The sequence below is a fragment of the Rheinheimera marina genome (genome assembly GCF_042654345.1).
Taxonomy (GTDB): Bacteria; Pseudomonadota; Gammaproteobacteria; order Enterobacterales; family Alteromonadaceae; genus Pararheinheimera; species Pararheinheimera marina.
Genome location: NZ_JBHSGB010000004.1, coordinates 1 through 22,230 on the forward strand (window position 1 = coordinate 1; position 22,230 = coordinate 22,230).

Here is a 22,230-nt window from a genome sequence, read left to right on the forward strand (position 1 = left end):
TACTGGAGCAGGTCGACCATTTTATGGAGACGGCAGCCCCGTTTCCAGGTGGCAACCATGGGCTAAAGACGGTGTATCACAATTAGGATCAGTTATTTAGCACCTCAAAAACCATATTTTATTCTTCAAATACTTCCACGCTTTACATACTGAAATATGGATCTATTAACCTCCAATGCTCTTGAAGTTTCGTTTTATGCGCATCAGTGATTGGTAATTGGCATATCAGTGCTGGCCATAAATCCCTCGCCTTTTCGAGTGTATCATCCAAATGCGGTTTAATGACTCGCCAATTCACACCCACTTGTTCAGACCAGAATTTAAAGTGGTCAAGATTGACCTGATACCAATCTTTGTTTTTTGCAAAGTTTAGTGAAAACTGACTCTCATCTTTAATGTAGAGACTGGTAGTCAGAATATCGTATGCTGGCGACAATCTTGGATTTTTCTCATCGCGATAAATCAGACTCCAATTTTTCAAATGCGCATCGCCATTCGCTAACAGAATATTGACCAGTAAGCGACGCGCAAATTGCTGCAAGTCTGCAATTGGTTCAGCTGAAAATTGACGTATCACGCGGCCAATTTGTTCGTAATTTGCTGAGTCATATTTTTGGTAAGGGTATTTAACCAAAACTTGTGCAAAATCCTCCATATGAATGCGTTTAAGCTCACTGTTTTGCGGTTCATTTTGAGAGGTTTGCATTTTGTCGCGATCGAAACGTTTAATCGCGTACGCAAACTGCTCATCAGGTAAATTGACTGGTAACAAGTTGTCGAGTTTCGACATGTCTACAAGTCGAACTTCTGGTATCTCAATACCAACCGCCTCAGCTAATTTCATCGCAGCGTATTCATTTAGCGGCACATTCGGATGCTTTGCTGAAGGCGTTTTAATGATCCAATCACCTAGTTCTGGCTTGCTACCACTATTAAAACCTAGCGTGAAACGGCCTGAATTCTCTCGCATTGAAAATTTGATTTGCACACCAGCCAACGAAAACTTGTCATGTTGAATGAGCGCGTCGTTATCAATTTCGAATGGTTGGTTACTTGATAAGCGCAACCGTTGTTTGATTGATGTCGGAACTTGGTCAGCACTGATTGAAGTTGCAATTAATGCACCAGGAAGGTCATGGCCTAATGCACTCAGCAGCTTAAACTCGTGATCAACGTGTGCCTTCAGACCTTGCGCTATCAGTTCACGTAATGAACCTTCAGGTAAAAGATTGGACAATATTGGATGCAACTTGTGGTTTTTAACCCAATCTTGCGCCAGCAATTGGTCTGATTTTGGAAAGTCTGGACGCGTAATCACACTCAGCGTTGAACGATTGGCATCGTTCCTGAACGACTCATCAAATAACAGCACATTACGACCACCTTGAAATCCAGCGAGATAACCCACTAAGTTGCCATGTAATGTGAGTTCTAATAGCCTTAGTTTTTCCATTTATCCCACCTTTATCTGAACTCAAATGTCTTGGAGTCTAAGTGCCTCATCAAAACTCACAGCAAATTTTGCCAAGGATCATCAACCAAACTAGCTTGCTCATCGGCTTGCTCAGCCACCAACTCACCGCTCACTACATTTCTTGCCAGCAATTTTTTAACTGCTGCAACATACTCTTTGGGGATAAGCAGCAACTCTGCATTTAAGCCTTGCGCAATCAATTCAAGAGTATCCAGACGTGGGTTCCCTTTATGCTCTATACGATGATATTGCTGACGCGAAATACCCACTCGCATGTACATGTCTTGCTGTTTCAGCGACAACTGCAGCCTTCTCTGCCTGATTTGTGTCAATAGCGAATTTGCCATGTATTGCTCCGAGGTTCTTAATCTGTATGCACATCAACTAAGAAACATATTAGTTTCTTTTTGTAAGATAGCAACTTATATGACTCTTTAATTGAAGCAAGAAGCTAATATTAGAAAGCGAGATGAATAGTGTTGGATGTGGCGATGAAGTGAGATCTCACGATAATCTCCAACTTTTAACTCAGTGCTAAAGTGCTGCAAGAGAACTAGAAACCCAAACTTAGCTCCTGATCGAGCGCTGACAACTCGTCTAAAGCAGATAGGCGTTTAGAATCAAGCTCTTGCTTGTATCTTGTGACCTCAGCAAACGAGACTTTACGACGATTACCTGTGCGATAGTGAGCAATCACACCTGAATCAAGTAGCTTTATAAAAGTCGGACGAGCCATGTTAAGCATGTCAGCGGCCTGTTGTGTCGTAAGCTCGGCTTGTATTGGATTAATCCTTACACCGTTTCCTTGTCCTAGCTGAGCTAGTACCTCAATCATTAATTGAATAGCAATTGTTGGGAGCTTTAAGCAATGGGTTTCACCATCCACTCCGATCACCTGAATATTTATTAGTTCTCCATTAGCCTTCAATAAAGCTGAAAGCTCGCGACAACTTGTTTTTGCTAGTGCAATTTCTTTTGGGCATGGAATTGATGACATGCTGACAATCCGACAGTCTTAAAAAACGAGATAATAACTCAGACTGTCAGTTTTTCGAAATATTCGCAACTGATGATGACAGTGTAAAAATGGTGAATGACCAACGCTCTAGCGCAAAGGTAGAGGTTATTCTGCTCAGTTGTAGTCGATGCTCTCTCGGCACATCTAGCTTTTAGTTAGCTGAGCAGCTATAGTTCTTAAGCCGTTAGCGGCCTCCAATCTTGACCTAAAACGCCTCACTCAAAGCCAATCAAACTGATTCATTCAGCATCACAAAAATGGTTACCAGTATGGTTACCAGTCGAGAGCCATCTCTAATTCATATCTATATATATCAATAATTTACAGTTTTCACTCAATAAACAGGTCCAGAACCTGGAGTAATATGCAGGCCCGTACGTTATCCTCGACGGGCCCTAAGCATTACTTCGTATGCTGCTGGCACCAGCTTTCCACTTGCAGGTACAAGTTCCTGCGGTTGACAGGCAACTGGGCAAATTCCACTTTCGCCAGCCATTCTGTAGCTGGCTGCAGCTGGTTCAGCTGGCTGTACAACTCGGCAATTTTCAACTGGTACAACGCCAGGTTATGGGCATCCTGCTCGGGTTGCATAAACTTGAGAGATTCCGTGTAGTAATACACCGCTTGTGGGTAATCTCCCAGTAACTGGTAAGTGCGCCCCAGATTGCCGTACGCCACAATATTTTTGCCGTTGTGCTGCAACGGCGCTATCGCGTCCAGCGCCGTTTTTCTGAAGCTGGCAGACTCGGCATAATTGCCTGCGATATCGGATAACAAGGCTTTGTTCGAATTCAGCTCAAACAGAAACACCGGGTCTTTGCTGCGTAAAAACTGACTTTCTGCCAGCAAAAGTAAGCGTTTTGCCTGGGCAATCTGCCCCATGCTGTAGTGCAAGTTAGCCAGTTCAACCATCCGCAGCGGATCGCCAAACACCTGGTAAATTTGCTCAAGGATCTGTGTTGCTTTGTCGGCAAAAATCAGCGCTTCATTTTTACGGCCAAAGGCGATCAAGGCCTTCGCATGGTAAAAATACACTTGTACTTCAATGGATTGCGGCAAGCTTTGCAGTTGAAGCAACGCGGAAGTTTCGTCAAAAAGTGCCTTAAATTGCTGTTTATCAAACAGGTAATCCAGTTGATAGGTTTTTACCTTAAACCAGTCTGCCGAATGCGGTTCTGCCTGTGCTAAATGCTGGCGAATAAACTCCTCACACGGCACCTGAGGTTGCGTCTGGCAAAAGAGTTCATGGTCACTTAAGTGCTCTGAAGCTGACACAGAACCAGCGCACAACGCCACAGCGCATAACAACAATCTTTTATACTTCAGGCGATAACTCATCAGGCCCGACGCCGCCCACTCAACAATCAATGCAGTTAGCATCATGCTGGCTGAACACGGCAAAATCAACGAAATTTCTTAGACATTCTGTGTCACCACACTTGCCTTCAAAAGCCTTTGCATCGCTTGCCTGTACTGACATATCAGATTAACTGATTAAAACAATCGCTTTTTATCATTTAGCACTATGGATCATGTCCCGCTACCTTTTAACAGCTGTTTTGCCTGCCCGTTGTTGCGTCCGGAAGCTGCAATCGCAGAGAACAGCGATACGAGAGCTGTGTATACAGCCCCACATAAGTCTTGTGCCCACCAAGGCACCTCAAGGACAGGAACAACGAATATGAAAAAAACGATCCCTTTGTTGTCTGTGATTGCGCTGTCGATGTCGATCGCGCTGCAGGCCGAAACCACCCAACCTACGACTACCAGCAATAGCTTTTGGTGGCCGGAGCGACTGAATCTGGCTCCTCTGCGTCAACACGGTGCTGAATCCAACCCATACGGCAACCAGTTTAATTATGCTGAGCAGTTCAAATCGCTCGACCTGGATACCCTCAAAGGTGAAATCCGGAAAACACTGACCACATCACAAGACTGGTGGCCTGCCGACTATGGCCACTACGGCCCCTTCTTCGTACGTATGGCCTGGCACAGTGCCGGTGTTTACCGTATTTTTGACGGCCGTGGCGGCGCCAACGGCGGTCAACAGCGGTTTGAGCCTCTGAACAGCTGGCCAGATAACGTCAGCCTGGACAAAGCCCGTCGTCTGTTGTGGCCAATCAAGCAAAAATACGGCAGCAAAATATCCTGGGCAGACTTAATGGTGCTGGCCGGTACTGTCGCAATGGAAGACATGGGCTTTAAAACCTTTGGTTTCGCCGGTGGCCGTACAGACGACTGGGAAGCCGAAATGGTGGACTGGGGTTCAGAGAAAAAATGGCTGGACAACAAGAGCCGCTACGCCAAAGGTGAGTTAGCCAAACCTATGGGCGCGACCCAGATGGGTCTGATTTACGTCAACCCGGAAGGCCCGAATGGCGTGCCTGATCCACTGGCGTCTGCGCAGCAAATTCGTGACACCTTCGGCCGTATGGCAATGAATGACGAAGAAACCGTGGCACTGATTGCCGGTGGTCACACCTTCGGTAAGGCGCACGGTGCTCATGATCCAAACAAGTGCGTTGGTGCAGACCCTGCAGCAGCAGGCGTTGAACAACAAGGTTTTGGCTGGAAAAACAAATGCGGTAAAGGCCACTCAGAAGACACTGTGACTTCTGGCTTAGAAGGCGCCTGGTCAGTCAGCCCAACCAAGTGGACTATGCAGTACCTGGACAACCTGTACAGCTTCGAATGGGTGAAATCCAAGAGCCCGGCAGGCCACACGCAGTGGATCCCGGCCAATGGCCAAGCCGCAAACCTGGTGCCAGATGCACACGTGGAAGGCAAACGTCATGCACCTATCATGTTTACCAGTGACATCGCGCTGAAAGAAGACCCAATCTACCGCGAAATCACCACCCGTTTCCGCGCCAATCCAAAAGAGTTTGAACTGGCCTTCGCTAAAGCCTGGTTTAAGCTGACGCACCGTGATATGGGCCCGTCGACCCGTTATCTGGGTAAAGATGCACCGAAAGAAGCGCTGATTTGGCAAGACCCAATTCCAGCACTGGATCACCCGGTGATTGAAGCAGCAGAGATCACTGCGCTGAAAGCGAAGATCCTGGCCACTAAGCTGACGGTACCTGAACTGGTGCGCACCGCCTGGTCTGCAGCGTCCAGCTTCCGTGGTACCGATATGCGTGGCGGTGCCAATGGTGCCCGTCTGGCGTTAGCGCCGCAAAAAGACTGGGCGGCCAACAACCCGAAAGAAGCCGCCAAAGTGCTGGCCGCGCTGACTAAAGTTCAGAACGACTTTAACAAGACGCTGAAAGGTGGCAAGAAAGTCTCACTGGCAGACGTGATTGTACTGGCAGGTTCTGCCGCCGTGGAGAAAGCGGCAAAAGACGCCGGTTACAGTGTCAGCGTTCCATTTACGCCGGGCCGGATGGACACCACCCAGGCGCTGACTGACGTGACGTCCTTTGCGGTACTGGAGCCAAAAGCCGATGGTTTCCGTAACTACTTCAGCAGCGACAGCCAACTGCCTCCGGCTGAAGCACTGGTGGAAAAAGCCAATTACCTGACCTTGTCGGTGCCAGAAATGGCCGTATTGGTAGGTGGTCTGCGCACTCTGGATGCCAACACTGCCGGTGTGAAACACGGTGTATTCACCAGCAAGCCAGGCACGCTGAGCAACGACTTCTTCGTCAACCTGCTGGACATGTCCACCCGCTGGGAGAAATCAGCCAAGCAAGAAGGCTTATACGAAGGCTTCGATCGTAAGAGCGGCGCGCTGAAATGGACGGCCACCCCGGTCGACCTGATTTTCGGTTCGCACTCTGAACTGCGTGCTGTAGCTGAAGTTTATGCGTCAGACGATGCGAAGCAGAAGTTTGTCGACGACTTCGTCAAAACCTGGACCAAGGTAATGAATCTGGACCGTTTTGATATCTGAGCCTGAAAACAACTGACCAGCCGGGGCCTGCCCCGGCTTTTTTATGCCAGCTCAGTCGCCCCCCGCTGCGCGCACCAGGCCTGCATCAGGCCAGCCTGGAACAGTGGTAGCACCTGAGCAAAGCCCGCTTGCCGTAACAACCATTGCAGTTCTGAAGGTTCAGACACCGCCACATCCTGGCGGTAACTTTGCATCAGTTGGACTAATTTTGCCGCATCTGGCTGCTGGCCTGTCATCAGTTGTTGCCAAAAACTAATTTGCGCCTGCATCGTCAATGCTGGTTCCGCACACGCCAAATCGGCATTCAGTAGCAGAGCCGCTGGTTTTAACCGACGGGCAATCTGCTGAAAAAAAGCCAGACGCTGCTGCGGCTCTGTCAGAAAGTGCGACACCAGAAATGCGGTGGCAGCATCAAAACTGGCCGTGGCAGGCAGGTCGTCCAGATACCCCTGCACCAAATCACAGCGCTGCAGCACCCCAGCGGCTTGCGCTTTTTGCCGGCAACGCTCCAGCATTGCAGCTGCTGGCTCCACTGCAGTGAACTGCCAATGTGGAAAGCGCTCGGCCAGATACAGTAATTCTTCCCCTGTGCCCACACCAACACAGAGCAAGCGCGCCTGCTTTGGCAGCTGCTGCAGGCACTGCTCCACCAAAAAGAACAGCGCCGATTGCAAAGGTCGCAGCCGCTGCCATTGCTGGTCGTACTGCCCTGCCTGCTGATCAAACAACTGCTGCAGTTGCCCGGCGTCCATCAGCGATGCTCCACTGTTTGGTATTGCAACATCAGGTAGCGGTGCGCCGCGCCGCCAGCCAATACCCCGGCGGCCGATGCCAGGGTGGCGTTATGCATTGGGCTGCTATTGTCACCGGCGACAAACACTCCTGGCACCGAGCTTTGTTTCATCTCATCGACCACAACGACAGGGCCGGTCATTCCGGGCTGAACCGCCAACCCCAATTGTTCCGCCAGTTGATGGCCGAAGCTGGTTTTAGGTGCCAGATACACGGCCGCAGCCGCCAAACGCCGGCCATCCGCCAGCCGTACGGCGTCAATCTGCTGCCCTTCGCCTTCCACCGCCACTACCGGGCTTCGCTCGACGCGCACACCGCGCCTTTGCAACATCTCTAACTGCTCTGCGTCTGGCTCAAACTGACCCTGCGTGCAATAGGTAGTTGGCCCCCAATCCGGCAGTATGGCCGCCTGATGCACTGAATGAGGCGAACTGGCGATCACGACGGTAGGTTGATTGCGCAGCTCGTAACCATGGCAATAAGGACAATGGATTGCCGTTTTCCCCCAGCGCTCAGCCAGGCCTGGAATAGCAGGTAAGGTATCCGTCACCCCAGTCGCCAGCACCAGGCTTTTGCTGTGCCAGCTGTGGCCGTCAGTACTTGCCACCACAAAACCGTCCGCCGTTTTTGTGGCCTGCACAGCCCTGCCCAGCGCCGCCCGGCTGACCGTTGGGTAAGCCAACAGTGGAGCCCAGGCCCGCTTAAGGATTTCGGCTGGGCTGACGCCATCCAATGTAAAGAAGCCATGCGACTGGCTGGAAAACCTGTTACGCGGTTCTCCCGCGTCCAGTACCACTACACTGCGTTGACCCCGCGCCAACTGCATCGCCGCCGACAAACCGGCAAAACCGCCACCAATCACCAGACAATCCAACATAGTTCCGTACCTTAGCCATAACTCAACTTACGAAACATTATAAGTTACATAAAAAGTTAAATTCAACTCATGAAACATTATTTGTTTCATGAAAATTCGGCGTACACTATGCAAACGCCTTTGCCGCCAAAGAAAAAAATGAGAAAAGACAGCCGTTTATCCCGCATGTTGCATGTATTGGTGCATATGCATCATCAACAACACCCAGCCACGTCAGAACAGATAGCTCAGATGCTGCACACCAATCCTGTGGTGGTGCGCCGTACTATGGCCAGTTTAAAAGCTCAGGGCTATGTCAGTTCCGGCAAAGGCCATGGCGGCGGCTGGACCTTGTGCAAACCACTGACTGAGATCAGCCTGCTGGACATTCACAAAAGCCTGAAAGAAGGTTCGTTATTTACCATAGGGCTGACCGATGAGCACAATCAGTGCCCTATTGAGCAGGCGGTTAATGCTGCTATTGATGATGTGTTACAGGAGGCCGAGCGGCTGGTACTGCAGCGCTTCGGCGAAGTTACCTTGGATCAGCTGGCCAGCGGTTTTGCCGGGCCAGCGTCAGAACAGTAATACTGCAGCATTATCGGGTTGGCAGGCCTGCGGCCAGATAGAGCCGGTCAATCCACTGCATTTGTTGCAGCGCATCCTGGCCACCGGTTAATGGTGCGGCATTGCCACGCAGGCAATCCAGCCAGTGTTTCAGCTGGTAATAATAAGTGCTTTCGCCTTCCAGCTGTTCGGTTTGAGTCTGGCCGTTTAGCTCCAGCCGCAGTTGATGGCCCTGATGCGGCGCCACTAAGTTAAATACTTCCAGCTTGCCCTGCTCGCCCTGCAATTCCAGATAGGCATCATGCTGACGATTTAAGTGCTCGGCCATCGAACAGCCGAGGTAAATCTGCTCACCGGCTGGCCCCAGCAAACGGGCGCTGAAGCTTTCATCCACGCCTTTTGTGTGGCAACTGGCGACAGCCTGCTGCAATTGCAGTTCATTGCCCAGTAACTGACGCACCCAGTGTAATGGGTAGCAGCCCAAATCCATCAGAGCGCCACCACCTAACGCCAGCTGATGGCGCAGCGAACCCGGCGTTTCAGCAATTCGCACCGAAAAATTGCTGCGCACTGTCAGTAATTTTCCTAATACGCCGGACTGCAGCAGCTGCTGCACTTTTAAAAACACCGGATGGAAGCGGTAGTGATAGCCTTCCAGTAACAACTGGCCACTTTGTTCCGCTGCCGCCAGCATAGCGCGTACTTCAGCCGCATTAAGTGCAAAGGGCTTTTCGCAGAGCACCGACTTACCAGCCTGTAACGCCTTGATGCTCCACTGTGCATGCAAAGACGCTGGCAAAGCGTTGTAGATCAGGTCGATATCGTCACGCTGCAGCAGCGCCTGGTAACTGGCTTCCCAGCCCGGCAGCTGGTGCTGCCCGGCGTAGGCCTGAGCTTTGGCGGCGCTGGACGCGCCGACCGCCCGCACTTCTACTTCACTGGCCAGCAGCGCAGCAGGCTGCAGTATGGCTTTGTCTGCGATGCGCGATGCACCTAATAATCCAATCCGCAGCCTGGTCATGGGTTACGCCTCCTGTGGCAGTAATAAGGTCAGCTGATAGCTTTGGCCTGACTGTGGTTGTGCCAGCTTTAGCTCTGGCAGTTGCTGTTCACCTTGCCACAACTGCGCTTTATCCACGCCAGCGTCACGGCGAATATGCAGCTGAATTTGTGCACCGCGGAATTGCCGGGTCACTTTGGCTTCAGGCCAGTGTGATGGCAACTGCGGTTCAATGCGCAAATCGTCGCCGTCGCCGGTTAAACCAAACAGGCCTTCAATCAGGCAGCGGTACACCCAATGCACGGTGCCGGTATTAAACAGCTGGCTGGAACGACCGGCGGTGCGGGGTAACTGCTGGTAAGCGCCACGGTAGTAATTCGGAATAAATACCGGCAACTGACCCCGTTGGCGCTGATCCGCCTCGTCATCGGCCGGTAGCATCTGGCGCAGCACATGGTAAGCACTGTCGGCCTGCCCCACCTGATACAGCGCATACAAATAAAATGCCGCCGCATGGTTATACACAGAGCCGTTTTCTGCTGAACCCGGGTATTTTTGCGTCACCCGGCCTACATCATCCCGCATTGCGGTATAAGCTGGCGCCAGCATTTGCGGGCCATATGGGGTATGCAATTGCGCGGCCACCGCCGCCAGCAGTTGCTGCTGTTGCTCTTCGTTCGCCGCGCCACTTAATAAAGCCCAGCTTTGCGGGTTCAGGTAAATCCGGCCTTCGTTGTCTTTGCTGATACCAAACACCACATTGTCGTCAGTGATGCCACGGCCGTACCACTGACCATCCCACAGGTACTGATTCACCGCCTGATTAAAGGCCTCTGCTTGCTGCTGATACAGCGCTGCCAACTCAGTGTTACCTGCTTTCTCGCACACCTGTGCCCAAAGTTTCATCGCGTACGCGGCCGACAGACTGAGCCAGCCCGACACACCTTTGCCTTTGTAGCCGACCATATTCATCGGGTCGCACCAGTCGCCCTGGTCGATGTAACTCAGGTTACGCTCGTCCTTTTTCAGCCAGAGCCAGCCCATGGCACGGCAGATATGCTCAAACACCGTGCTTTGCTCGTTGCTGTCTTTGTACGGCAGCAGTTCCTGCAAAATGCCGTAGTCGTTGGTTTCGTCCAGGTACGCCTGCAGACAAACCGGCAGCCAGATGCACTGGTCAGCATGCGGCACCTGGTTGATGTATTTCAGTTCTGCATCCTTGTGCAGCAGAATACCGTCTGGCATTTCGCCGCTCTGGTGCTGTTGCGCCAGCGCCGTCAGAAATGCCTGGCGGGTTACCGCCGGCGCCAGATAAGCCATACCCATATTGTCCTGCAAGTAATTGCGGGTTTGCGGGTCGGTAGTTAAACGGTTGACATCGCCATGGTAATACACCTGACGCGCCAGCCAGTGGTTAACAAAGTTATCCAGGCCCGCATCCGGCGTCTGTATCTGCAGTGCTGGCTGCAAGCGGTTCATCCAGCTCTGATACTGCTCCACCGCCTGGTTGAACCCCGCCGCACTGCCAAACAGCTGCTGACGAATGTCGGCCACTTCAGCTTCGTCATAGGCCGGACCAAAAGCAAAACGGTACTGCTGCTGTTGCCCGCTGCCGAGCGCCAGCCGGTATTGCATGGCGCAGACCGGCGTTTCGTAATCGGCGTCAGAGCAATTGAGTTCTGCCTGCTGCAAGGCCGATGGCGCATGCAAGCCACCTTCGCCTTCAAACAGTTGCTGCTGGGTTTCCCAGGCTATTGGCGCCTGTTCGGCCAACAGGAAGGTTTTGTCTTTAAAGTACTTATTCTTAAAGTAATCCGGGTACTTCTGGTAGGGCGTTACCGACGAGCAGACCACCGCCTGCAGCTCAGGCAGGTAGCGCGCGCTCTGGTTCATCCACGACATATAACCAACCGGGAAATACGGGTACAGGCTCAGTCGACGATGGCCTGAACCGCTGTTTTTGACCGACAAGGTCCAGAGTTCCAGCGGCCGGTCGGCTGACAAGGTCAGACGCCAGTCCACTTCAATACCTCCCGCTAAGGTTAACTGCCAGGCGATATCAGTTTTACCGGCGGAAAACACAAACCGTTCAGCGCCGTTACGCACCGGTTCATGCGGTACCGACCAAATCTCGCCACTGTCTTCGTCTTTGATATAGACAAAACGCCCCGGATGATGGGCGTAATACGGCTGCTCCGGCTGCATAAAAGTTTTGGCTTCCAGGTTCGGCGCATGGGCGTATTTGGCCGGTTCTGGTTGCATAAACTGGGCCGTGGCATAACCGCGGCAGTTCAGCTGGATCATCAGCTGCGAATTCCATAAAAAGGCAGCCGCCTGCGGCATCAGGGTTGGGCTGTATAATTCGTAGCGCTGCTGATCAGCGCTGGGGCTCATGATGGGAGTTGTCATCGGCTTCATTCTGTTTGTCCGGCCGCCACTGCGGCTGTTTTCCGTTGTTCAAGTTCCTGTTGCATCTGCAACAACTGCGATTCTGTCAGCGGGTAAAACCACATCACGGCAGCGGCCACTAAGGCAACCACTCCAGGGATCACCGAGATCATCAGCACAATGCCCAGCTGCGAGCCGGCATTTTGTTCCGCATTGGCCACATAGCCCATCAGCGACAGCAACCAGCCAATACTGGCAGAGGCGATAGCACCACCCAGCTTTTGTGAAAAGGTGGCCGCTGAAAACGTCATTGCCGTAGCCCGGCGGCCAGTGCGCCATTCGTTGTAATCGGCGGTATCGGCGTACATCGAAAAAGCCAGTGGTGATTTGGGCCCCAGTACAAAACCTATCGCCAGGTTAATCACAAAAATCAGCCCAATCTGGTCAGCAGGTACAAAAAACAGACTGATCGACAACAGGCCAGCCAACGCCATTAACAGCATCATCAGCTGTTTTTTCGGCAGGAATCGGGTCATTAATGGGGTGGAAGCTGCGCCTAATGCCAGCGCCAGCATATAGGACGACAGAAATTCCCCGACCAGCTCAGGGCGCATCACATAGTATTTAAAGTAGTAAACGCCGCTGGCCGCCCGCATAGTGATGGTGATCATAATCACCAGCGCCAGCACAAAAAGCACCAGCCAGGGTTTATTGGCAGCCAGGTCGGCTAAGTCCTGTTTAATCGGGTGTCGTTCGGCTTTCACCGGTTGAATACGCTCGCGGCTGGCGGCAAAAGTCCAGAGGAACAACAGCGCCGCCGCCACGCCAAAGACGGCCATGGTCAGCTGCCAGCCCAGCGCTTCATCACCCTGTCCCAACCAGACCACCAGCTTGGGTGTCAGGTAGGTCACCAGAATGCCGCCGGTAAAACCACCGATAAAACGGAAACTGACCAGCGTGGTACGGGCCTGGCTGTTATTGGTCATCACACCGGACAGCGCTGAATAGGGAATATTGATGGCGGTGTAAATCAGCATCAGCAGACTGTAGGTGGCATAAGCCCACAGCAGTTTGCCGTCGGCGTCTAAATCCGGCGTGCTGTAGGTTAAGACCCCGGCACCAGCCAAAGGCAAGGCCAGCCACAACAAATAAGGGCGGAATTTACCAAAGCGGGTCTGAGTGCGGTCAGCCAGCGCGCCCATCAGCGGGTCGGTAAAGGCGTCAATCACCTTGGTGATCAGCATCATGGTACCGGCGGCCGCAGCAGAAATGCCAAACACATCGGTGTAGAAGATCAGTAAAAATGCCGAGATATTGGCCCAGTAGAAGTTAAAGCCGATGTCCCCTGCCCCATAGCCCAGCTTTTCCAGCCAGCCTGGTTGCTTGTTAATTGCTGTCACCCTGTCTCTCTTTTGTTATGTTGTTAGCTTGTACCATTGGCTTGATTGCAAAGCGCAAATCTATGATAGCGCTATCAGCCCTTTAATTTATCGAGCACCTGCTGCAGTAACTGGCCGGTACTCTGGCTGATATCCAGCACCAGTACATCGGCCTCTGCCAGCGGTTCTTGCATGGTTGCCAGCTGGCTGGCCAGCATGGATTCCGGCATAAAGTGGTTCTTGCGTTCGGCCAGACGCTGCGACAGCAGTTCCGCCGAGCCTTTCAGATAAACAAACAGCGGCGCCCAGCTGGCGGCTCGGATCTGCTCGCGCTGCGTTTTAATCAAACCAGAGTAGCTCAGCACTGTATGTTGTTGCTGCTGTTGATGCTGTTTTAACGTACTGCAAAGCCGCTCCACCCATTGCTGGCGCAGCTCGGCTGCCAATGGCTGACCGGCAGCCATCATCTGTTTGCCTTGCTCGGAATGAAAGTCATCCCCTTCCAGGCATTCCCACCCTAACTGCTCTGCCAACAATCGCGCCATGGTGGATTTACCACTGCCAGCGACGCCCATCAGTACCAGGCTCTGATAACAAGTCTGTTGCTGCATCAAAAATTAAGCTCAAAAATGAAGTGACAAGAGCTTAATTCAGACAAAATGTTAGCGCAACCATTTTGACCATTTCTTTGCTTTCCGTTAAGGTGAGTCCCTAACAGCAAGGCAGGATTGCATGAACAGAAAACCCAACCTAAAAGATGTGGCACAACTGGCCGGAGTCAGCGCCATTACCGTTTCCCGCGTATTAACCAATCCGGAGAAAGTGTCTGACAAACTGCGGCATCAGGTTGAGACCGCCATTGAAGAGTTGGGGTACATTCGCAACCATGCCGCCAGTGCGCTGGCGTCGAACCGCTCCGGTGTGCTGGCGGTGATTATTCCGTCTTTATCCAACATCGTATTTAACGAAGTGCTGCAAGGGGTGTACAGCGCGGTGAAGCAGCACCAGCTGCAGGTGATCCTCGGCGATTGCCATTACTCGCCGCTGGAAGAAGAAAAGCTGATCACCACCCTGCTTAGCCAGTCGCCGGAAGGCATGATCCTGACCGGCACAGACCAGACCGATTACGCCAAACGTTTACTGAAAAACGCCGGTATTCCGGTGGTGCAGTTGATGGAGCTGACAGAGCAACCTATTGATTTAAACATCGGTTTTTCCCATCTGGCCGCAGGCCTCGATATGACCACCCATTTATTGCAGCAGGGTTACCGCAAGCTGGGTTTTATTGGTGCCCGGATGGACCCACGCACTCAGCAGCGGCTAATCGGTTTTAAACAAGCCATAGCTGCCTGGCCCGACGCCTGCCAAAGCTACGTGATGACCACACCACAATCCTCGTCGATTAAGTTAGGCGGCCAGTTGCTGCAGGCTGTGCTGGCCGAATCGGCCGGTCAGTGTGATGCTGTGTTTTGCTGCAACGACGATTTAGCCTTGGGTGCTTTATTTGAAAGCAAACGGATGAATTTGCGGGTGCCGCAGGATTTGGCGATTTGCGGCTTTAATGATCTGGAAGCCTCGGCTCTGGTGGAACCAGGCATCAGCTCTGTTGCCTCGCCGCGCTTTGAGATGGGTAAACAAGCGGTAGAATTACTGGTCGCCCGCAGCAAAGGCGAGGCCGTGCCCACAGCCCCTATCGACGTTGGTTATCAAATTATCCGCCGCGCTTCCACCTGAAGCCCGCTTCTCGCTCAGCCCTTAAGCCAAAAAAAATGCACTCCGGGTGGAGTGCAAAACAACGGCAAAGCCGCTCCGGTAAAGGAGCGGCGGGCAGGAATTAATCGAAACTTACACTGAAGCGCACACCAAAAGTCCGCGGCGATTGCCACATAAAGTTGGGGACTGCATCCCCATGAGTCCGGCCCTGATCGCTCTTAATATCACGGTCTGTCACATTGTTCACAAAGGCTTCCGCACTCCAGTTGCCGTCTGACGGCTGATAATTAAGGCTCAGGTCCAGCTTGGTGTAGGCATCCTGACGGTCGATATCTGCCGCATAAGGCAGATTACGGAAGCCTTCAGGGCGGTCACCGCGGTTGGCCGGGTCAAACCAGACTTCTGACGAATAACTGACACGGGCACGTGGCGTTACCGTGGCGCCGCTGTCCAGACCAATAAAGTGCTCGTAGCTGACAGAGCCCGAGAACTCAGGGGCCAGCACCAGGTGGTTACCGCTGAAATCCAGCAGGTTTGGCTGCGACGGCACACCGGCAGACGGATTAAACACCGAACCTGCGGCACCATATTTGGAGTCTGTGGTCAGGAACTCGTCGTAAGTGGCATCCAGAATAGAACCGGCAAAGCTCAGCTCACCATTGGCGCTGACCAGGTACTTGGCTTCCAGCTCCAGACCATTGATGGTGGCTTTACCGGCGTTGGTCTTACGCAGTAAATCCGCTCCAGTGGCGGTGACCACGTTACTGGTCACTTGCAGATCGGTGTATTCGGTGGAGAACAAAGCGCCAAAAAGCTGCAGACTGCCATCAAGGAACATGCCTTTCATACCCAGTTCAATGCTGGTGTTTTCTTCCGGCGCCACATAGGCATTGGTACCGGCAGCTTCGTTATTGTTGGCCGCAATAATGGCGTCCAGGTCGTCCTGAGTAAAAGGACCTGTCCCTTTGTAGCTGTTACCGTCCTGGATAGTGCCAGATTTAAAGCCGGTGGCGACCGAACCATAGACCATAATGTCTTTGGTCATGTCCCATTCTAAGCGCGCCATCCCGGTGGTTTTCGACCATTCCGGGCTGGTGTCGTTGTAGGTATCGACCCAGCATTGTCCAGGCTGTACCAGATGTTTGTTTGGCGCCAGGCCACCCAGCAGGTTATCCGGGTCCATCAGGCCAACGTAATCAGTATTCGGCTCCATGGTTTCTGTGCCTTTTTTTACCGGACACATAATGTTGCGTCCGCCTTTGTCCCAACGCTTGTCGTTGGTGTAACGCAGGCCGGCACTCACCCGCCAGTCGTCGGTTAGCTTAAAGGTACTTTGAGCATAAATGCTGTTTGAGCGTAAACCACGGTCAGGCTGACGGTAGGTCGACCACAGGTTCGGGTTTGGTGTGCTGCCGCCTTCGTAATCCACATCCGGGTGTACAATGTCAAAGATGGTTTTGTTGCTTTCATCAAAGAAGAAATAACCCACCATCCACTGCCAACGGGCGCTGTCTTCGTTTTTCAGCTGCAGTTCGTGTTGCACGGCTTCATGGGTACAGTCGACACAACCACCCCACTCATATTTGGTCAGGCTCCAGGTTCTGTCCCACAGCGATTCGCGTGATGAATCGGTGTAACCGCCGATATAGGCTAACTCCAGCTCGTTTTCGAAGGTGTAGTTAATGCGGGTGCGAACTGAATCAATCACAAAGTCATTGAAACCAGGGACTTGCACATAAGAGCTGCGGTCATCCCCACCAGTCAGGGTTGGAATATGGCCAGTGCCCTGATCGGTAAAATGTTCATACGATAAAGTCCAGTCCAGCTGGTCATTGGGTTGGTAGTAGGTGCTGAAACGGGCGGCGGCCAGATCAGTCGAACCGTACTTCTCACCCATGGCAGAACCAGGCAGAAAATCGACTACGCCGTCTGACTGGTCCGTGGCAGCTGCCACACGGAAAGCAAAGGTGTCAGACACCGGAATATTGACCATGGCACGCACCGCTTTGCGGTCGTAGTTGCCAAGCGTGATTTCCGCATTGCCTTCAAAACCATCCAGACGGGCTTTGGCAGTATGCAGGTTTACCACACCACCAGTGGCGTTGCGGCCAAATAATGTACCTTGCGGGCCGCGTAATACTTCGGCGCCTTCCAGATCAAACATCAATGCAGAAGCGCCCTGCGAGCGGGCTGAATAGACACCGTCAATGTGGAATGCGACGGCCGGATCACCACTTTCAGTCTGATCAGACGAACCTATACCGCGGATATACACCATAGGGGTGTTTTGCGTGCCGTTTTGTGCAATCTGCAGGCTCGGTACTGAACCTTGTAAATCTTCCAACTGGATCACATGGTTTTTATCCAGCGTTTTCTGGTCGTAAGCGGTCACCGCCAGTGGCGTTTCGCGTAAAGTGGTGGTTCTTTTGGTCGCTGTGACCTGGATTACTTCGATTTCCCGTTCAGCGGCGCCCTGTTGTTCCGCCTGAGCTGATGCCATACAAGCCAAAGCCGCACTGATCAGCAGTGCCGCCTGAGTCGGTCTGAATTCTTTCACGTCTGTCACCTTGTCCCGGTTTTCTATTAGCGTGATAGCGCTAACACCTGTTGATTTATTTAGAATTTTCAACTGGTTTTTTGCAGCACCATTCAGGATCCCCAGACAATACAGGCCTGAAGCGTACAAAAAACCAGCAGAGGCTGAACGCCCGGCAATAAATTAACCGACACAAAATGATTGCGCAACCATTTTGTGTCACCAAAAACCAAAGCAGCTAAACAACCTAATCTAACACTATGAAAAGTCTGGATAAGTAAGGATAGAAGCACTACACAAAAAGTCCGTTATTCTGGTAGCGCTATCAGAGGAAATCGACTGCAGCTGCAGACTGCAGTCGGCTTTGTGTTACACCAACGCCGCCTGAGCGGCACGCTGCTGACGACGTTTTTGCAGGAACACGCGGTCCAGCGTCATAAACACAACCGGAGTGGTCAGCAGCGTCAGCACCTGACTAAAGGCCAGTCCACCCACCACCGCCACCCCGAGCGGGACCCGCAACTCCGAGCCGGTACCAAAACCCAGCGTCAGCGGTACCGCGCCCAAAATGGCCGCCAGTGTGGTCATCATAATGGGCCTGAACCTGACCAGGCAGGCCTGATGAATAGCCTCTTTGGCAGACAAGCCTTGTTCACGCTGCGCCGCCAGTGCGAAGTCCACCATCAGAATACCGTTTTTCTTCACTATGCCTATCAGCAAAATAATCCCGATCAACGCCATAATGGAGAAATCCAGCCCCCAGAACCACAGCAGTAAAATAGCGCCAATGGCCGCCGACGGCAGGGTCGACAAAATAGTCAGCGGATGCACAAAGCTTTCGTACAGCACCCCCAGAATAATGTACACCGCCAGCAAAGCCGTCAGGATCAGCAAGGGCTGACTGGCCAAGGACTCCTGAAATGCCTGGGCTGCGCCCTGAAAACTGCCCAGCACAGAGGCCGGCATCGCCAGTTCTGTCCTGACCTGCTCCAGCGCCTGTACCGCGTCGCCCAGTGCGACACCAGCGGCCAGGTTAAACGAGATATTGGCGGACGGCTGCAGCCCATGGTGGTTAATCACCACAGGGCCAGCTTCGGCCGGCAGCACTTTGGCAAAGGCCAATAAAGGCACCAGCTCACCGGTGCGGGGCGAGCGCAAATGGAAGTAATCCAGGCTTTGTGCTGTGCCGCGCTGATCCGGGCTCAGTTCCAGTATCACTTTGTATTGGTTGGTTTCGGTCTGGTATTCATTGATTTGACGCTGGCCAAAAGCGTCATACAGCGCCTGGTCTACATCTGCCGCGCTAAAGCCAAGCCGGGCCGCTTCCTGCCGGTCCAGATCCAGCCGGATGATATTGGCGTCCCACTGCAGGTCATTCGACAAGTCCGTAAAGATCGGGTTTTGCCGCAACTTGCTGGTCAGCGCATTGGTCCACTGTGCCAGCTCGTCGCTATCGAGCGCTTTGAGCACGTACTGGTATTGAGCGCGGGAGCCACGGCCGCCCAGATTGATGTCCTGTGCCGAGCGCAAAAACACCTGCAAGCCTGGAATTTGACTGAACTGCGGCCGCAACCTGTCAATAATGGCATTGGCATCCGCTTCCCTGTCGTCCGGGTCGTTCAGCACTATCCAGATCCGGCCAGAGCCATTGGATGAATTGCCGCCGACCAAATGGTTAAACGCCGTGACGTCCGGGTCGTTGCGCAGTATCTGTTCCAGCTGCTTGTGTTTGGCCAGCATATCCTCGTACGGGATATCAGAGGCCGCCTGAGTGGTGCCGATAATAAAACCAGTGTCCTGCAGCGGGAAAAAGCCCTTCGGAATGGCAATAAAACTGCCGACACTGCCCGCAATCGTCAGGAAAAACACTGCCAGCATGGTTTTAGGGTGGTCCAGCGCCCAGCTCAGCACTCTGTCATAGTGGCCGATCAGCCGGTCAAACAGCCCGGGGTTGTCACTGTGATGCGGCGCTTTGTCCATAAACAATGAGGCTAAAGTCGGTGCCAGCGTTAAGCAAACCAGCACGGAAATTAAAATGGCCGCCGCCGCGGTTAACGAGAACTCGAGGAACAAGCGGCCAATAATACCGCCCATAAACAGCAGCGGGATAAAAGCCGCAATCAACGACACGCTGATCGAAATTACGGTAAAGCCAATTTCCTCAGCCCCACGCAGCGCCGCTTCTTTTTTGCTGTAGCCCAGCTCCAGATAACGGTGAATATTTTCAATCACCACTATGGCGTCATCCACAATAAAACCGACGGCGATCACTATCGCTACCAAGGTCAGGTTGTTCAAACTAAAACCCGCCACATACATCACAGCGCAGGTGGCGATTAGCGAGATCAGCAGCACTGTGGTGACGATAAAAGTCGCCGACCACTGGCGTAAGAATGCCGCCATCACACCAATCACCAAAGCCACTGCGATGGCCAAGGTCAGCTCCACTTCATGCAAAGACGCTCGGATGGTGCGGGTTCTGTCGTTAAAGACTTCCACTTTGACATCCGCTGGTAAAGCGGCGGTCAGCTGCGGCAAGGCGGCGGTGATCCTATCCGCTGTCGCAACAATATTGGCACCAGGCTGCCGGCGGATAATCAGCGCTACACCGGACTCGCCGTTTGGCGAAATTTCGACATAATCGTCTTCGGCTCCGGCTTTTACCACCGCTAAATCACGCAGATACACTGGGGCGCCGTTTTGGTATGTGACAATCAGATTGGCATACTCTTCTGCACTGAACACCTGATCATTGACCGACAAGGTGGACACTTTGCTGTTGCCGTACAAGGCCCCTTTGGGCTGGTTGACACTGGCTTGTTGCACCGCAGCACGAATATCGGCCAGTGTGATACCGGCAGCCGCCAGCACTTCAGGCCTGGCCTGAATACGAATGGCCGGTTTTTGCTGACCGCCAATAAAAACTTCACCCACGCCGTTAATCTGGGTCAGTTGCCGCGCCAGCACGGTTTCGGCCAGATCGCTTACCTGAGTACGGGACAAGGTGGCCGAGGTCACACCAATAATCAGAATGGGGCTGTCGGCCGGGTTGGCCTTGCGCCAGGTCGGCGCGTTCGGCATCTCAGGTAAACGCCCCTGTGCCTGGTTCAGCGCCGCCTGCACTTCCTGGGCTGCTGCATCAATGTCTTTTTCCAGCACAAACTGCAGCGTAATACTGACTGACCCCAGCGCACTGGATGACGTCATCTCGGAAATCCCCGGCACTGCACTGAGCGCCACCTCGAGCGGCGTCGCCACCGCTGAAGCCATAGTTTCTGCACTGGCACCGGGCAAACGCGCATTCACTTCAATGGTTGGAAAATCGGCCTCAGGCAGAGGCGCTACCGACAACCGGGGAAAAGCCAGCAACCCAAGCAGTACAAGCGCAAAGGCCAGCAACACAGTACCTATCGGGTGTTCCATACACCAGGCAAAAACGCCTTTGGCTTTCATGGCTTCGGCTCCTTGCTGGCCGCCAGACGAGGCTCGGCAGTCACCGCCAGTTCAGCCCCAGGTTTCAGCCGGTTCTGGCCATCCACCACTACCTGCTGACCCAGCTGAACACCAGAAATCACCACCAGCTCTTGTTGCTGCAGCAGCACCTGAACCGGCTGAGTTTTAGCTTTGCCCTGATCATTCAGCCAGACATAAGGGCCCTCCGGCCCTTGCACCACCGCGGTGGCTGGCAAGGTCAGGGCACTGGCCAGTTTCTCCTGCTGCAACGCCACCACTACTGTCTGCTCCGGCCACAGTTTGTGGTCAGGATTGGCGAAGTCTGCTTTCACCCGGATGGTGCCAGTCCCGGCAGCGACTTTGTTGTCTACCACCTGCAACACCCCTTGTGCCAGTACCTCTGCACCATCCTGCATAAAGGCCTGCACCGGAACCTGTTGCTGTTGCCGGGTTTGTTGCATCAACTGCTGCAGTTGCGGCAGCCTGGACTGAGGCAGCGCCATTTCTACACTGATGGGGTCCAGCTGGACCACAGAAAACAGGCCGCTGCTGTCGCTGGAGCGCACATAGTTACCGGCATCCACATTGCGAATACCAACCTGACCTGTCACAGGAGACATAATGCGGGTGTAGGACAATTGCACCTGCTGCGCCTGAATAGCCGCTTCAACACTGCGCAGCTGAGCTTCTTGTTGCTGCACCAGCGCTTTTTGCTGGTCAAGCACCTGCTGTGAAACAGCCTGAGTTTTGCCAAGGTTGATATAACGCTGCAGATCGAGCCGGGCTGAATCCAGCTGCGCCTTGATCACCCCCTGCTGAGCTTTGGCCTGCTCCAGAGCCGCTTTAATAGCCCGGTCATCCAACACGGCCAGCAGCTCTCCTTTACGAACCATCTGGCCTTCATTGACCAGGATCTCTTGCAGTAATCCGTCAAGCTGCGGGCGAATTTCAACACTTTGCAAAGGTTTCACCCGGCCTATGCCACGGATCCAGACCTGCATGTCCTGCTGCTGCACCGCTGCAGTCCGTACCGGAACTTTGCTGGCTTGCTGTGCCAGTACAGTCGTGCTACTCACCAGCGTTGCCACCAGGATCAGTGCCCCATTTATCTTCATTTTCCAGCCTTTATTCTGCATTGCCTGAACCCTGAGCCAGCACT

General features: G+C 53.0%; 16 protein-coding genes. 3 read left to right on the plus strand and 13 right to left on the minus strand.

The window, feature by feature from the left end; all coding sequences use genetic code 11:
• Positions 1–142: 142 nt before the first annotated feature.
• From ACFO3I_RS03460 to ACFO3I_RS03475, 4 genes are all read right to left on the minus strand, one after another.
• Positions 143–1,453: a type II toxin-antitoxin system HipA family toxin gene (locus tag ACFO3I_RS03460; RefSeq protein WP_377331782.1), complete on the minus strand. Its 1,311-nt coding sequence runs from the start codon at positions 1,451–1,453 to the stop codon at positions 143–145.
• 56 nt (positions 1,454–1,509) lie between these two features.
• Complete coding sequence (locus ACFO3I_RS03465) at positions 1,510–1,821, minus strand: helix-turn-helix transcriptional regulator (RefSeq protein WP_377331783.1); 312 nt, start codon at positions 1,819–1,821, stop codon at positions 1,510–1,512.
• Between the two features lie 206 nt (positions 1,822–2,027).
• Positions 2,028–2,471, minus strand: a complete 444-nt coding sequence (locus ACFO3I_RS03470) for an excisionase family DNA-binding protein (protein WP_377331784.1) — start codon at positions 2,469–2,471, stop codon at positions 2,028–2,030.
• Between the two features lie 423 nt (positions 2,472–2,894).
• Positions 2,895–3,875: a tetratricopeptide repeat protein gene (locus ACFO3I_RS03475; RefSeq protein WP_377331786.1), complete on the minus strand. Its 981-nt coding sequence runs from the start codon at positions 3,873–3,875 to the stop codon at positions 2,895–2,897.
• A gap of 340 nt (positions 3,876–4,215) precedes the next feature.
• Between ACFO3I_RS03475 and katG the strand changes: the two genes are divergently transcribed.
• Positions 4,216–6,387: a catalase/peroxidase HPI gene (gene katG / locus ACFO3I_RS03480; protein ID WP_417714984.1), complete on the plus strand. Its 2,172-nt coding sequence runs from the start codon at positions 4,216–4,218 to the stop codon at positions 6,385–6,387.
• Positions 6,388–6,428: 41 nt separating this feature from the next.
• Here the strand turns inward: katG and ACFO3I_RS03485 are convergent, their stop codons facing one another.
• On the minus strand, positions 6,429–7,139 hold the full coding sequence (locus ACFO3I_RS03485) for a class I SAM-dependent methyltransferase (RefSeq protein ID WP_377331790.1): 711 nt from the start codon (positions 7,137–7,139) through the stop codon (positions 6,429–6,431).
• Positions 7,139–8,056, minus strand: a complete 918-nt coding sequence (locus ACFO3I_RS03490) for an NAD(P)/FAD-dependent oxidoreductase (protein ID WP_377331792.1) — start codon at positions 8,054–8,056, stop codon at positions 7,139–7,141. Before ACFO3I_RS03490 ends, ACFO3I_RS03485 begins: the two co-directional genes overlap by 1 nt.
• 138 nt (positions 8,057–8,194) lie before the next feature.
• On the opposite strand from ACFO3I_RS03490, the gene ACFO3I_RS03495 reads away from it, so the two are divergent.
• Entirely contained in the window at positions 8,195–8,623 is a 429-nt protein-coding gene (locus ACFO3I_RS03495) for an RrF2 family transcriptional regulator (RefSeq protein ID WP_377331793.1), read from the plus strand.
• Positions 8,624–8,633: 10 nt separating this feature from the next.
• On the opposite strand, the gene ACFO3I_RS03500 is transcribed toward ACFO3I_RS03495, so the two are convergent.
• The 4 genes from ACFO3I_RS03500 to ACFO3I_RS03515 all read right to left on the minus strand — a co-directional run bounded on the left by ACFO3I_RS03500 (position 8,634) and on the right by ACFO3I_RS03515 (position 13,980).
• Positions 8,634–9,623: a Gfo/Idh/MocA family protein gene (locus tag ACFO3I_RS03500; protein ID WP_377331794.1), complete on the minus strand. Its 990-nt coding sequence runs from the start codon at positions 9,621–9,623 to the stop codon at positions 8,634–8,636.
• A 3-nt stretch (positions 9,624–9,626) separates the two neighbouring features.
• Positions 9,627–12,011 (minus strand): GH36-type glycosyl hydrolase domain-containing protein, encoded by a 2,385-nt coding sequence (locus tag ACFO3I_RS03505; protein WP_377331796.1) that lies wholly within the window; start codon positions 12,009–12,011, stop codon positions 9,627–9,629.
• A 5-nt stretch (positions 12,012–12,016) separates the two neighbouring features.
• On the minus strand, positions 12,017–13,390 hold the full coding sequence (locus tag ACFO3I_RS03510) for an MFS transporter (protein WP_377331797.1): 1,374 nt from the start codon (positions 13,388–13,390) through the stop codon (positions 12,017–12,019).
• Positions 13,391–13,464: 74 nt separating this feature from the next.
• On the minus strand, positions 13,465–13,980 hold the full coding sequence (locus ACFO3I_RS03515) for a gluconokinase (protein ID WP_377331799.1): 516 nt from the start codon (positions 13,978–13,980) through the stop codon (positions 13,465–13,467).
• A 121-nt stretch (positions 13,981–14,101) separates the two neighbouring features.
• Between ACFO3I_RS03515 and gntR the strand changes: the two genes are divergently transcribed.
• Positions 14,102–15,103 carry an HTH-type transcriptional regulator GntR gene (gene gntR / locus ACFO3I_RS03520; RefSeq protein WP_377331801.1) on the plus strand — a complete coding sequence of 334 codons (1,002 nt, stop codon included), beginning with the start codon at positions 14,102–14,104 and terminating at the stop codon, positions 15,101–15,103.
• Positions 15,104–15,203: 100 nt separating this feature from the next.
• On the opposite strand, the gene ACFO3I_RS03525 is transcribed toward gntR, so the two are convergent.
• The 3 genes from ACFO3I_RS03525 to ACFO3I_RS03535 all read right to left on the minus strand — a co-directional run bounded on the left by ACFO3I_RS03525 (position 15,204) and on the right by ACFO3I_RS03535 (position 22,186).
• Complete coding sequence (locus tag ACFO3I_RS03525; protein WP_377331802.1) at positions 15,204–17,639, minus strand: TonB-dependent receptor; 2,436 nt, start codon at positions 17,637–17,639, stop codon at positions 15,204–15,206.
• A gap of 348 nt (positions 17,640–17,987) precedes the next feature.
• Positions 17,988–21,071 carry an efflux RND transporter permease subunit gene (locus ACFO3I_RS03530; protein WP_377331803.1) on the minus strand — a complete coding sequence of 1,028 codons (3,084 nt, stop codon included), beginning with the start codon at positions 21,069–21,071 and terminating at the stop codon, positions 17,988–17,990.
• Positions 21,068–22,186, minus strand: a complete 1,119-nt coding sequence (locus ACFO3I_RS03535; protein WP_377331805.1) for an efflux RND transporter periplasmic adaptor subunit — start codon at positions 22,184–22,186, stop codon at positions 21,068–21,070. The genes ACFO3I_RS03530 and ACFO3I_RS03535 overlap by 4 nt, the downstream gene beginning before the upstream one ends.
• Positions 22,187–22,230 lie beyond the last annotated feature (44 nt).